General features: G+C 45.5%; 12 protein-coding genes and 1 pseudogene. 2 read left to right on the top strand and 11 right to left on the bottom strand.

Going from position 1 to position 12,560, the window contains the following annotated elements; translation table 11 throughout:
- Window positions 1–5: 5 nt before the first annotated feature.
- From WH43_RS08380 to rplU, 5 genes are all read right to left on the bottom strand, one after another.
- Entirely contained in the window at window positions 6–386 is a 381-nt protein-coding gene (locus tag WH43_RS08380) for a DUF3718 domain-containing protein (protein WP_053424172.1), read from the bottom strand.
- A 77-nt stretch (window positions 387–463) separates the two neighbouring features.
- Window positions 464–952: a type 3 dihydrofolate reductase gene (gene folA, locus WH43_RS08375; RefSeq protein ID WP_082335722.1), complete on the bottom strand. Its 489-nt coding sequence runs from the start codon at window positions 950–952 to the stop codon at window positions 464–466.
- Between the two features lie 7 nt (window positions 953–959).
- On the bottom strand, window positions 960–2,114 hold the full coding sequence (cgtA, locus tag WH43_RS08370) for an Obg family GTPase CgtA (RefSeq protein ID WP_053424171.1): 1,155 nt from the start codon (window positions 2,112–2,114) through the stop codon (window positions 960–962).
- A gap of 190 nt (window positions 2,115–2,304) precedes the next feature.
- On the bottom strand, window positions 2,305–2,562 hold the full coding sequence (rpmA, locus tag WH43_RS08365; protein WP_008899665.1) for a 50S ribosomal protein L27: 258 nt from the start codon (window positions 2,560–2,562) through the stop codon (window positions 2,305–2,307).
- An 18-nt stretch (window positions 2,563–2,580) separates the two neighbouring features.
- On the bottom strand, window positions 2,581–2,889 hold the full coding sequence (rplU, locus tag WH43_RS08360; RefSeq protein ID WP_008899666.1) for a 50S ribosomal protein L21: 309 nt from the start codon (window positions 2,887–2,889) through the stop codon (window positions 2,581–2,583).
- 207 nt (window positions 2,890–3,096) lie between these two features.
- On the opposite strand from rplU, the gene ispB reads away from it, so the two are divergent.
- Window positions 3,097–4,068: an octaprenyl diphosphate synthase gene (gene ispB, locus WH43_RS08355; RefSeq protein ID WP_053424170.1), complete on the top strand. Its 972-nt coding sequence runs from the start codon at window positions 3,097–3,099 to the stop codon at window positions 4,066–4,068.
- A 64-nt stretch (window positions 4,069–4,132) separates the two neighbouring features.
- Here the strand turns inward: ispB and mdh are convergent, their stop codons facing one another.
- Window positions 4,133–5,074 carry a malate dehydrogenase gene (mdh, locus tag WH43_RS08350; RefSeq protein ID WP_053424169.1) on the bottom strand — a complete coding sequence of 314 codons (942 nt, stop codon included), beginning with the start codon at window positions 5,072–5,074 and terminating at the stop codon, window positions 4,133–4,135.
- A 185-nt stretch (window positions 5,075–5,259) separates the two neighbouring features.
- Here mdh and argR point away from each other — a divergent pair, with 185 nt between their 5' ends.
- On the top strand, window positions 5,260–5,730 hold the full coding sequence (argR, locus tag WH43_RS08345) for a transcriptional regulator ArgR (RefSeq protein ID WP_008899669.1): 471 nt from the start codon (window positions 5,260–5,262) through the stop codon (window positions 5,728–5,730).
- Here the strand turns inward: argR and WH43_RS08340 are convergent.
- From WH43_RS08340 to acnB, 5 genes and pseudogenes are all read right to left on the bottom strand, one after another.
- Window positions 5,713–6,636 (bottom strand): Dyp-type peroxidase, encoded by a 924-nt coding sequence (locus tag WH43_RS08340; RefSeq protein ID WP_053424168.1) that lies wholly within the window; start codon window positions 6,634–6,636, stop codon window positions 5,713–5,715. The two genes, argR and WH43_RS08340, sit on opposite strands and share 18 nt — an antisense overlap.
- 1,034 nt (window positions 6,637–7,670) lie before the next feature.
- A pseudogene (locus WH43_RS08335) lies at window positions 7,671–8,941 on the bottom strand (ammonium transporter).
- Window positions 8,942–8,952: 11 nt separating this feature from the next.
- Window positions 8,953–9,291, bottom strand: coding sequence for a P-II family nitrogen regulator (gene glnK / locus WH43_RS08330; protein WP_008899672.1), 339 nt, complete (start codon window positions 9,289–9,291; stop codon window positions 8,953–8,955).
- Window positions 9,292–9,472: 181 nt separating this feature from the next.
- Complete coding sequence (locus WH43_RS08325; RefSeq protein ID WP_053424253.1) at window positions 9,473–9,847, bottom strand: YacL family protein; 375 nt, start codon at window positions 9,845–9,847, stop codon at window positions 9,473–9,475.
- A gap of 58 nt (window positions 9,848–9,905) precedes the next feature.
- Window positions 9,906–12,503 carry a bifunctional aconitate hydratase 2/2-methylisocitrate dehydratase gene (gene acnB, locus WH43_RS08320; RefSeq protein ID WP_053424167.1) on the bottom strand — a complete coding sequence of 866 codons (2,598 nt, stop codon included), beginning with the start codon at window positions 12,501–12,503 and terminating at the stop codon, window positions 9,906–9,908.
- Window positions 12,504–12,560 lie beyond the last annotated feature (57 nt).

Here is a 12,560-nt window from a genome sequence, read left to right as displayed (position 1 = left end):
GCGACTTACTCACCACCACCGGCTCGCTCTTTGATAACAGCTATCAAAGGGGAAGATGCAAAACCATTCCCCTCAGCCCATGCAACATCACCAGATGCTGCGACCTGAGCTGCTGGTAACTGCTTCACTATAAACTCACCTACATCAGCGGCATTATTTTTTATCGCAAACCGAACTAAGCTATCGCCATTACAAGTAACGCCTTCATAAATATTGCGTAAGCGTAGACGGTAATCACTCAGAACTTTGCGTAATCTATTTTTATCGTCAGCCTTGACATAATCGCACATCGAAGCCGCTAACTGGTCGTCAGCATGCACTACCGGGGACACCAATACTGCACCGGCCACCACTACACCACAGAACACTGCTGGCAACAATTTCATACATTACTCCTGAAGCAGTCAAAAAACAGACAAAAGTATAGTAACAACATGTAGCAACAGGTGCAATGAAGTCCTGTTCATTCTCTGTTCAGGATACGGAAATGATAGGAATGGGGATTTTGTGGATCAGCTTGATGGGATTCTGATGCTGCTTCATGCCAGCGAGCTGCAGCCTGGTAGTCGGGGAAAAAGGCGTCACCTTCTACGGTCAGATCAATATCGGTAATGTAAAGCCTGTCAGCCATAGGCAAGACCTGACGATAAATCTCTGCACCACCTATGATCATCACTTCTGCTTCATCTTGTACTAAAGCCAGCGCCTGCTCTATGCTTTGTACCCAATCTGCATCTTCACTTAGAGCTACACCTTGCCTACTGATGACAATATTACGGCGTCCCGGTAAGGCTTTACCAATAGATTGGTAAGTCTTGCGACCCATGACCACCGGCTTACCTAAAGTCACTTTTTTGAAATGCTTTAGATCTGCCGGTAGATGCCAGGGCATCTGATTGTCTTTGCCAATCACTCTGTTATTGGCCATAGCCGCTATCATTGCAATCCGCATTGTCACCTCAGCGCTTATAAATTACTTCAACGTCGTAATCGTCTTCATCAAAATCATCATCATCCAGGTCGTCTTCGACAGATAGTACGTCCTGATGATAATCATCCCACTTAAAGTTTACGGCGTCTTCGACTTGCTCTCGCGGTTTTTCAACTGGCAACAATTCGATATAATTCAGGATATCAGCAGCTAAACGTTCGGTATTCGTCCGACTCGCAGCTGCTATTTTATGAACTTCGCCTTGCCAGTTGATAGCTTTGGTTACACGCTCAATCACTTCGTCCAACTCATCTTCGAGCACTAAATCCAGCTTGTTAAAGACCAACCAACGAGGTTTATTGGCTAACTTTTCACTGTATTTATCTAATTCTTTTAGTATGGTCACAGCATTTTCAGCCGGATCTGAGCCATCAGCAGGAAGCACATCAACAACATGCAATAACAAGCGACAACGTTCTAAGTGCTTTAAAAACTGAATACCTAAACCAGCACCTTCGGCAGCACCTTCAATTAAACCTGGAATATCGGCAATCACAAAAGAGCGATGGCTTTCAACCCTGACCACACCCAAATTAGGTACTAGTGTGGTAAAAGGATAATCAGCGACTTTTGGCTTGGCAGAAGATACTGCACGTATAAGAGTCGATTTACCGGCATTTGGCAGGCCTAATAAGCCCACATCAGCCAATAACAGCAATTCTAAACGGATGTTACGTACTTCACCTGGTGTACCATTGGTTTTCTTACGTGGAGCTCTGTTGGTACTGCTAGTAAAACGAGCGTTACCTAAACCATGCCAGCCGCCTTTCGCGATCATCAGCTTTTGGCCGTTTTTGGTTAAATCACCTATCACTTCAGCAGTATCAATATCTACAGCACGAGTTCCAACCGGGACACGTAAAATCAGGTCATCACCACGCTTACCTGTGCAGTTGGTACTCATACCATTCTGACCACGTTCTGCCTGGTGATACTTTTCGAACTGATAGTCCACCAGAGTGTTCAGGTTGGTGTCAGCCATTAAATAAACATCACCACCATCACCACCGTCACCACCATTTGGGCCACCTTTGGCGACAAACTTTTCGCGACGGAAACTGACAATACCGTTGCCGCCATCGCCGGCTTCAACCCGAATTTCCGCTTCATCTACGAATTTCATCTAGACTATCCTGATCTAAAAAAACTATGGGCTCATTATACTATCAATTCAGCCCCTACATGAATGCATAGCAAGGCTCTGATGAATTGAAAGCAACAAAACTAACCTTCAGTAGACTGAAGTATCAGCCTTTGATGATTCTTAATAAAAAAGCCCCGCACTAGGCGGGGCTTTTCGAATCAATGCGTCGTTATTCGCTAACGATGCTTACGAATTTGCGATTGTGCTCGCCTTTCGTTTCGAATTGCACTTTACCGTCAGTTAAGGCGAATAATGTGTGGTCTTTACCGATACCTACATTACTACCAGCGTGGAACTTAGTACCACGTTGACGAACGATGATGTTACCAGCTAATACTGACTCACCACCAAAACGTTTCACACCTAAGCGTTTCGCTTCTGAATCGCGACCGTTACGAGTGCTACCTACACCTTTTTTACTTGCCATGAGTAGTTACTCCTTCGATTACGCGCTGATGCCGGTAATTTTCACTTCAGTAAACCACTGGCGGTGACCAGCTTGTTTACGGTAGTGCTTACGACGACGGAATTTGACGATTTTAACTTTATCGCCACGGCCATGGTTGACCACTTCCGCTGTTACTTTACTGCCTTCAACTAAAGGAGTACCGATCTTGATGTCTTCGCCGTTAGCGATCATCAGAGCTGAAAATTCAATAGTTGCGCCGGTTTCTAAGTCTAGTTTTTCTAGACGAAGGGTTTGCCCTTCCGTTACACGGTGCTGTTTACCACCACTTTGGAAAACCGCGTACATAGTTAACTCCGTACAAAGCACGCCGACTTTTAAGGGCGTGTTAATTATAATCACAGGGCGCGAATTGTACGCAATTTCCCCTACCCTCGCAAGCACAATTATTAAAAAGATCAGTGAGCCACAAAAAGGATCGGGTTTTACTTTAGCTGATCAGCTGCAATGGTGTAGAATCAGCCACATTCTATACCTAAGCAGTTGTTTTACCAGATGACGCTCGAAGAGATCCGCCAGCTCAGTCTTAACGACATGACGGCCGTGAACCAACATATATTCTCTCAGCTTAGTTCTGAGGTGGCGCTGATTAATCAGCTTGGCATCTACATAGTCAATAGTGGTGGTAAACGCTTACGCCCGCTATTAGCTGTGTTGGCAGCTCGTGCGCTGGGTTATGAAGGCCAGCAGCATATTACACTTGCCACTATAGTGGAGTTTATTCACACCGCGACCTTGTTGCACGACGATGTAGTGGATGAATCCATGCTACGCCGTGGTAAGGAAACCGCCAACGCTGTGTTTGGTAACCAAGCCAGCGTATTAGTAGGTGACTTCCTTTATACCAGAGCCTTTCAACTGATGGTGTCGCTGGATAAAATGCAAATCATGCAAATCCTGGCTGATGCGACCAATATCATCGCTGAGGGTGAAGTGTTGCAGTTGATGAACGTCAACGACCCACAAACCTCCGAACAGAACTATATGCAGGTGATTTACTGCAAAACCGCTAAATTATTTGAAGCAGCTACCCAGCTTGCCGCTATTCTGGCAAATCAGCCTGAATCTGTGGTGAACGCCATGAAACTCTATGGCATGCATCTGGGCACGGCCTTCCAACTGATTGACGATGTGCTGGATTATCAGGCAGATGCGGATGAATTGGGCAAAAACATCGGTGACGATTTGGCAGAAGGCAAACCGACACTGCCACTGATTTATGCACTGCGCCACACCAGCGGTGATGACCAGCAACTGCTGAAAGATGCGATTGAACATGCCAACGGTATGCAGCATCTGGAGCGCATTATGGCGATTCTGGAGCACACTAAAGCTTTTGAATACACCCGTTCTATGGCTGAACTGGAAGCTGAAAAAGCCCGCCAGTGCATCGCCTTCTTACCAGAATCTGGTTACAAAGATGCTTTATTGACGTTAGCCGATATTGCGGTGCAACGAAATCACTAAAAAGCAGATACACTTCAAAAAAACAAAAGCCAGCAAATGCTGGCTTTTCTCTATAAAAACAATCTTAGTTTGCTTTAGCAACAAAGTCTTCGCCTAAGGTGATGTCAGCTTTTAACGTGCCTAACATGTCGTTCATGGCTTTTTGCTCGTATGCACTTAATGCACCAATAGGTAATAGCGCTTCAACGCCGTTCTTGCCTAATACGATTGGCTGAGCGAAGAAACGGGCATGTTCACCCTGACCTTCAACATAAGCATACTCAGTGACTTTTTCGCCTTGTAAGCCTTTGACTAAAGACACACAGAAACGAGCAGCCGCCTGACCCATAGACAGAGTGGCAGATCCGCCACCAGCTTTAGCTTCCACAACTTCAGTACCGGCATTCTGGATACGGTAAGTTAATGAAGATACTTCTTCATCTGTGAAAGTGACATCTTTGACTTGAGACAACAGAGGCAGAATAGTAGTACCGCTGTGACCACCGATCACTGGAACAGTAATTTCAGCAGGGTTTTTGCCTTTTAATTCAGCAACAAAAGTCTCAGCACGGATCACATCCAGCGTAGTTACACCAAATAAACGCTTAGGATCATAAGTACCGGCTTTTTTGAACACTTCAGCTGCGATAGCAACAGTGGTGTTTACAGGGTTAGTGATTACACCAACCAAGGCTTTAGGGCAGTTCACTACTATGGCTTCAGCCAGAGTTTTTACAACACCAGCGTTGATGTTGAATAAATCAGAGCGGTCCATGCCTGGCTTGCGTGGCATACCGGCAGGGATCATCACAATATCAGCACCGATCAGCGCTTTATCCAGGTCTTCTTTACCAAAACCTGTAATTTTTACCGCTGTAGGGATATGACTTAAATCAACAGCTACACCTGGAGTCACTGGGGCTAAATCGTACAGAGCTAAATCAGTACCAGCCGGTAAGTTTAACTTTAATAATAAAGACAGCGCCTGACCTATACCACCAGCAGCACCTAATACGGCAACTTTCATGCTATTCTCCCAATTTACGGTTCAAAAGAAACGCGCCAACAATACTGAAATGTGGCACAAAATACAAATCACTTACGCCTAAAGTCTAAGCATTTTATCCGATTTTGGTGTAATTTACTTGCTGAACCACAGTATTAGTCCAAGTTCAGTTAATTCGGCCTAAAAAATAAAAAGTTTAAATAAAAATGATGACTAAACAATCGAAACAAGAAGCTTTGATCCAAGCCTTTAAGTCTTTATTAAAAGAAGAGCGTTTTGGTTCCCAAAGCGATATTGTGGATGCGCTGAAAGCGGAAGGCTTTGATAATATAAGTCAGTCTAAAGTGTCCCGCATGCTAAGCAAATATGGTGCTGTACGTACCCGTAATGCCAAGCAGGAGATGGTGTATTGTTTGCCTCCTGAGCTAGGTGTGCCCACCACTAAAAGCCCATTACGGCAATTAGTGCTGGATATCGAACATAACGATGTGATGATCATTATCCGCACCAGTCCTGGTGCAGCTCAGTTGATAGCTCGTTTGCTGGATTCTGTTGGTAAAGCCGAAGGCGTGTTGGGCACCATAGCTGGCGATGACACTATTTTTATCGCGCCGACCAGTGTCAAAAACATTAACTTCACCTTGAATAAGGTGACAGAGTTATTTGAAAAGGTCTGATCCGGCCTGCTCTTCAAGAAAACTGATGGAGGGGGCAAAAAATGCAGCCCCCGCCTCAATTTGGCAATACTCTAACAATAAATCTGCATCTTCGCTGTTCTGCCCTAAACGATTCGACAACCACAAAGGCACCTCTGTGGCGTTAGCTGAAAACCCGACGGAAATCATACCCTGAGCACGAACATTAGCTACAGGCATGTTTTGCCAGAGGATCTGTTTGCGGCCTGTTGTATTTTCCAGTGCTGTTTTATCCGCATGAGAATTTGCCAAACGTTGTGCTGATGGCAACAGTTGACCATCCAGCTTATTACGCCCCATCACAGCTTCCTGCTCTGGCATGGTCAGTTGTTGCCAACGTTGTAAATCATATTGATAACGTAACATGTAGACATAACTGCCTGCTCTCATAGCGCTTTTCGGCTCGTTACTGATCAAAGCACAGGAGCGCCGTAGTTTGCCTTTTGGATTATCTGGGCAGTCATGGAATCCAGTCAAATTACGACCATCCAGATAACGAAATGCATGGCACTGTTCGTACAGATCCACATGCTGCTGTAACACATGATAAATTTGCTGAGTCGCGATATGAATCACATCAAAACGGTCAGCCCGAATTTGGATCAATAAATCCGAAGCAACCACAGCTATATCTGCCAGATTATCGGAAAAGTCAGGCCAGGGGTCAGGTCGCTGCTCAGGATACAAATGAAGCCAGTAATTTTGACCTACAGCAACTACAACATTAAGCATCGCCTCTGAAAACTGCTCGGATAAACGCTCTGCTAATAGGGGAACTTTAGCCAACTGCAAGCGCAAATACTGTTCATGACCATCCAGGGCATTTAACAATAAATAACAACAGTGCAAGTTTGCTTCGGCACAAATGCCAGATTGTTCCCGGGCCATATCTATCTCATCAGAATCAAGAAAGAATGATCATATCAATTTGGCTGCTCCCGGTCAGTAGTTTTCACGCAAGCCAAAGTTCAGGCAGACAATCGCCCTATTTCTTTGTGAGATATATCTCACAAATCAGTAAGCTAATATAGCTTTTACTGCAAGAAACACTCCTATAACAAATTCACAAACATATGATTCATAATAGAAAAACTCAAAAAACACCAAGATTACAATAATATTTCACTACAAGTATTTAACAAAGAAGGTCCTTTTCCGACGCTAAATGTAGGATAATTATTTCGTCGCTGGATGTGACAGTTAAACAAGATGTTTAACAGGACAAGCTACATGAAGTAGCCGCAGGAAGCTGGGATATCAAAGGATTGTGCAGGGCTGCACAAGGATGAACAGGACAGGCTCCGGAGTGAGCATACATCTTCAGGATGAAGATTCAAGGATAGGGACTCTGCCGGAGGCAGAAGGTACTCTCAGGATAGAGAGTTAAATGGAAAGGGATGCTGCAGGATTGCAGTTGGAATGTTCAGGACGAGCACAGGGATGATCCATCAGGGATAGTGGTTGGAAGGACGCCACCAAGTTTTAGGGGCCGCGAAGTTCGCGGCCCGTCTTGTTTTCAGAGCACCGGTTTTTATTTTCTCCCTCGTTCTAGTCAGCCGCCTCACAAATGCACCATACTAATGCACCTCTTGCGTCACCCTGAAGCAATTTAGAGTTTTCGTACTAACAATAATGTTGTTTTTTTCAACAGGGCCCTTTTCCTGTTTGAAAACAGCTGTTAGATTACATCCGTTCTTTGCAAAATGATTTGGCGACTGCACTAAAACAGCGCACAGGTCCGTGGCTAAGACCACAAGAAAAAACCCCGGAAGCTTACGCCGCCGGGGTTGTCTGATAAAGACAAAGGACAAGGATAGACGAATTTGGTGGTACGGGTTTAGTTGCCAAGACCAACTGCTACTTGCGTAGCTGCTGGCTTGCAACCAGCTCCTGAGAAGCCCCACCGGCTCTTCCCAGGCTGCCTACTTTACTGTCGATACAAATTCAGGATAGGCTTCTACACCACACTCAGAACGATCGACACCTTCATATTCTTCCTGCTCTGTGACACGGATACCCACTGTCATTTTTAAAGCAAACCACACTATTAAACTCGCCGCAAAAACCCAGACGAAAATAGTAGCAGCACCAGCCAGTTGACCCACTAATGAAGCAGACGGTTTGGTCAGAGGAACAATTAATAATCCAAATAAACCTACAGTACCGTGCACAGAAATCGCACCTACAGGGTCATCAATTTTTAACTTATCTAAGGCCAGAATAGAACCGACCACTAACACACCAGCAATAGCACCGAAGATAGACGCTTCTAAAGGCGTTGGCGTTGAAGGTTCTGCGGTAATAGCCACCAGACCAGCCAAAGCACCATTAACGCCATGGTTAAATCAGCCTTTTTGAACAACAACATAGACAAGCCTATTGCAGCAATAGTTCCGGCAGCAGCGGCAGCATTGGTATTTAAGAACACCACGGCAACCGCATTAGCGTTAGCAATATCACCTAACTTCAGCACTGAGCCACCGTTAAAGCCAAACCAGCCTAACCACAAAATTAAGGTACCTAAAGCAGCCAGTGGCATGTTAGAACCAGGGAAAGCATGTGCTTTGCCGTCTTTACCATATTTACCTTTACGTGCTCCTAACAGTAACACACCAGCCAGAGCGGCAGCAGCACCTGCTAAATGCACTATGCCTGAACCAGCGAAGTCAGAGAAACCTAAATCACCTAAGCTGTATAGACCAAACACAGACTGACCACCCCATGTCCACGAACCTTCCATTGGGTAAATCACACCTGTCATCACCACAGCAAAAGTCAGGAAAGCCCATAGCTTCATGCGCTCAGCTACTGCACCAGAGACGATAGACATAGCTGTTGCTACGAATACCACCTGAAAGAAGAAATCTGAGGCTTTAGAATAAATCGCTTTCCCTTCAAAACCATTTTCACGTTCAGCAAAACTGGTTAAGGTTTGTGCCACATCGACTTCACCTATACCTGTTAAGAAATAACCACCACCATACATCAGCTGGTAGCCACAGATCAGATACATAACACAAGCCACTGAATACAGAACGATATTTTTTGTCAGTATTTCCGTGGTATTTTTAGCACGGACCAGACCAGCTTCCAGCATGGAGAAGCCAGCGGCCATCCACATCACTAAAGCGCCACACACCAAAAAGTAAAAGGTGTCCATCGCAAACTGTAAATGATAAATTTGTTCCTGCATGATTTACCCCTTTAGATGGCTTCTGAGTCCATTTCACCTGTGCGGATCCGCACCACTTGCTCCAGATCGTAAACGAAGATTTTTCCGTCCCCGATCCGGCCTGTGTGTGCAGCTTTTTGGATCACTTCCAACAAACGCTCGACGTTTTCATCCAATACCGCGATCTCCAATTTTACCTTAGGTAAAAAATCGACCTGATATTCCGCTCCCCGATAGAGTTCTGTATGACCTTTCTGACGACCGAAGCCTTTCACTTCTGTCACAGTAAGACCTTCAATACCAATGTCCGCAATCGCTTCACGGACATCGTCAAGCTTGAACGGCTTGATGATGGCACATACGAGTTTCATGGTTATTATCCTTATGGTGTCTTGTTGCATTTGCCAATAAGACAAGAAAACCTTGTGCCAAGATTTATAATCTATATTTTTCAACTACTTATGAAAATAAATTTAAAGCGCTCAAAAAAAACGCACCAACAAGGTGCGTTTATTCACTGCCAGAGTGCAGCGGATAGATAACAGAACTAAATCAGGTGGGTAAAAATTGCTGCCACTGCTGTATTAAATGCAGCAGATCTTCCAGACCACATTCAGCATAAAGCTGGCTTTGATCCAACTCCAAATCCTGCTCTGGATCCAACTCCATTTCAATGCCCTGCTCCTGCAACAATGAGAAGTGACAGATCACCACTTCAGAGGCCTGTACCGTGAGCCGATACTCTTTACCATCCCATTGATACTGGCTATGAGCTTTCAGCTGTTGTAGCTGTATTAACAGAGACTGATATGCACTTGCCTTAGGCTCAAACTCATCCAATAAGAAACACTGCAGCGCCAGCTGTTCAGAACTTAACTTCAGGCTGTAGCGCTTCGCCTCAGTGTTGTAGATAAAATCGAATTCCATGCATTGTTCCAAATAGAAAGGCCCGCTAAGCGGGCCTTTTTGCATCACATTAAAGTAATCAGACAGCTTGCTGAATAATTACATTGGCCGCTTTGCTGGTGTATTGGCTCATCTGATGGAAATTCAGGTAACGGTAAGTATCCGCTGCTGTAGTTTCAATCTGTTTCGCGTACTCCAGGTATTCAGGCACTGTTGGCAGACGGCCGATAATAGATGCAACAGCAGCTAATTCAGCAGAAGCCAGATAAACGTTAGCCCCCTGACCTAAACGGTTCGGGAAGTTACGGGTAGAAGTCGATACCACAGTGGTATTGTCGCCTACACGAGCCTGGTTACCCATACATAATGAACAACCCGGGATTTCGATACGGGCACCCACACGACCGTAAATACCGTAATAACCTTCCTCAGTCAGCTGATCTTTATCCATCTTGGTTGGTGGAGCTATCCACAGACGGGTTGGGATCTGGCCTTTGAACTTGTCTAACAGTTTACCAGCAGCACGGAAGTGGCCGATGTTGGTCATACAAGAACCGATAAAGACTTCATCAATCTTATCGCCTGCAACTGAAGACAATAAACGAGCGTCATCCGGGTCGTTTGGAGCACACAGAATTGGCTCTTTAATCTCAGCCAGATCGATTTCGATCACCGCAGCATATTCAGCATCAGCGTCAGCACGTTCCAGTTTTGGATCGGCTAACCAGGCTTGCATCGCCTGAATACGACGCTCGATAGTACGTACATCGCCGTAACCTTCGCTCAGCATCCATTTCAGCATCACGATGTTGGATTCTAAGTATTCAGCCACTGAAGCTTCAGACAAGGTGATAGTACAACCTGCAGCTGAACGCTCAGCTGAAGCGTCAGATAATTCAAACGCCTGTTCAGCCGTTAAATGCTCCAGACCTTCAATTTCTAACACACGGCCAGAGAAAATATTGACCTTGCCTTTCTTCTCAACAGTCAGCAAGCCTTGCTGGATAGCGTAGTAAGGGATTGCGTGCACTAAATCACGTAACGTGATACCAGGCTGCATTTCGCCTTTAAAACGCACCAACACAGACTCAGGCATATCCAGTGGCATTACGCCAGTGGCAGCAGCAAAAGCCACTAAACCAGAACCTGCAGGGAAAGAGATACCTATAGGGAAACGGGTGTGAGAGTCACCACCAGTACCTACTGTATCTGGTAACAGCATGCGGTTTAACCAGCTGTGGATTACACCATCACCTGGACGTAAAGAGATACCACCACGGTTCATAATGAAATCTGGCAGTGTGTGATGCGTGTTCACGTCAACTGGCTTCGGATAAGCCGCAGTGTGACAGAAAGACTGCATCACTAAATCAGCAGAGAAACCTAAACAAGCTAAGTCTTTTAACTCATCACGAGTCATTGGGCCTGTGGTGTCCTGCGAACCTACAGTGGTCATTTTTGGTTCACAGTATTGGCCAGGGCGAATACCCTTCACGCCACATGCTTTACCAACCAGCTTCTGGGCTAAGGTGAAACCTTTGTTAGTCACTTCAGTTACAGCAGGACGCTCAAACACTGTAGAGTGTGGTAAACCTAAAGCTTCACGGGCTTTGTCTGTTAAACCACGACCTATGATTAGAGGAATACGGCCACCGGCACGCACTTCATCCAGCAGCACATTAGAGCGCAGTTCAAACGTAGAAACCACTTCATCAGTGCCATGGCGTTTCACCACACCCTGATGTGGGAAAATGTCGATCACATCACCCATGTTCATATTTGACACGTCTAATTCGATAGGTAATGAACCTGAGTCTTCCATAGTGTTGAAGAAAATAGGTGCAATTTTGCTACCTAAACAGACACCGCCAGTGCGCTTGTTAGGTACGAATGGAATGTCTTCGCCCATAAACCACAGCACAGAGTTAGTGGCTGATTTGCGGCTTGAACCTGTACCTACCACATCACCGACATAAGCCAGTGGGAAACCTTTAGCAATTAACGCTTCGATTTGCTTCACCGGACCTTTAGAACCAGGTGCATCAGGCTCAATACCATCACGTACGTTTTTCAACATCGCCAAAGCATGCAGAGGGATGTCTGGGCGTGACCAGGCATCCGGAGCTGGTGATAAATCGTCGGTATTGGTTTCGCCTGTGACTTTAAACACAGTCACAGTGATTTTTTCTGGGATAGCAGGCTTGCTGGTATACCACTCGGCATCAGCCCAGCTTTGTAATACAGCTTTGGCGTGTGCATTGCCTGCATCGGCTTTTTCTTTCACGTCATGGAAAGAATCAAACATCAGTAAAGTGTGAGACAAACCTTTCGCTGCTATGGCTGCTAATTTTGGGTTATCCAGCAAGTCGATCATTGGCTGGATATTGTAGCCACCAAACATGGTACCTAATAATTCAGTCGCACGCTCTGGAGTGACCAAAGGGCTTGAAACTTCGCCTTTAGCCAGTGCTGTTAAAAAGCCTGCTTTGACATAAGCAGCTTCGTCCACGCCAGGTGGAATACGGTTTTCTAACAGATCAACTAAGAATTCACCTTCACCTGCTGGTGGGTTTTTCAATAAGTCAGTTAACGACGCCACTTGTTGCGCATTCAGTGGCAACGGAGGAATGCCTTGAGCCGCACGTTCGGCCACATGTTCACGGTATTGTTGAAGCACAGTAATGTCCTCTGGTTAGGTCGCCACAGAGCACTGTATCAGTACCGCAGCGATAGA

This window comes from Rheinheimera sp. KL1 (genome assembly GCF_001275035.1).
Taxonomy (GTDB): Bacteria; Pseudomonadota; Gammaproteobacteria; order Enterobacterales; family Alteromonadaceae; genus Pararheinheimera; species Pararheinheimera tangshanensis.
Note: the sequence above shows the minus strand (reverse complement) of the source record. Positions and strands in the feature narration are given on the sequence as shown.

Coding starts and splice junctions, on each gene's coding strand:
- mdh (WP_053424169.1), bottom strand. CDS start 5,074: ATGAAAGTTGCCGTATTAGGTGCTGCTGGTGGTATAGGTCAGGCGCTG.
- WH43_RS08380 (WP_053424172.1), bottom strand. CDS start 386: ATGAAATTGTTGCCAGCAGTGTTCTGTGGTGTAGTGGTGGCCGGTGCA.
- cgtA (WP_053424171.1), bottom strand. CDS start 2,114: ATGAAATTCGTAGATGAAGCGGAAATTCGGGTTGAAGCCGGCGATGGC.
- rplU (WP_008899666.1), bottom strand. CDS start 2,889: ATGTACGCGGTTTTCCAAAGTGGTGGTAAACAGCACCGTGTAACGGAA.
- WH43_RS08340 (WP_053424168.1), bottom strand. CDS start 6,636: ATGGCCCGGGAACAATCTGGCATTTGTGCCGAAGCAAACTTGCACTGT.
- rpmA (WP_008899665.1), bottom strand. CDS start 2,562: ATGGCAAGTAAAAAAGGTGTAGGTAGCACTCGTAACGGTCGCGATTCA.
- folA (WP_082335722.1), bottom strand. CDS start 952: ATGCGGATTGCAATGATAGCGGCTATGGCCAATAACAGAGTGATTGGC.
- WH43_RS08325 (WP_053424253.1), bottom strand. CDS start 9,847: ATGGAATTCGATTTTATCTACAACACTGAGGCGAAGCGCTACAGCCTG.
- glnK (WP_008899672.1), bottom strand. CDS start 9,291: ATGAAACTCGTATGTGCCATCATCAAGCCGTTCAAGCTTGACGATGTC.
- ispB (WP_053424170.1), top strand. CDS start 3,097: ATGACGCTCGAAGAGATCCGCCAGCTCAGTCTTAACGACATGACGGCC.
- argR (WP_008899669.1), top strand. CDS start 5,260: ATGATGACTAAACAATCGAAACAAGAAGCTTTGATCCAAGCCTTTAAG.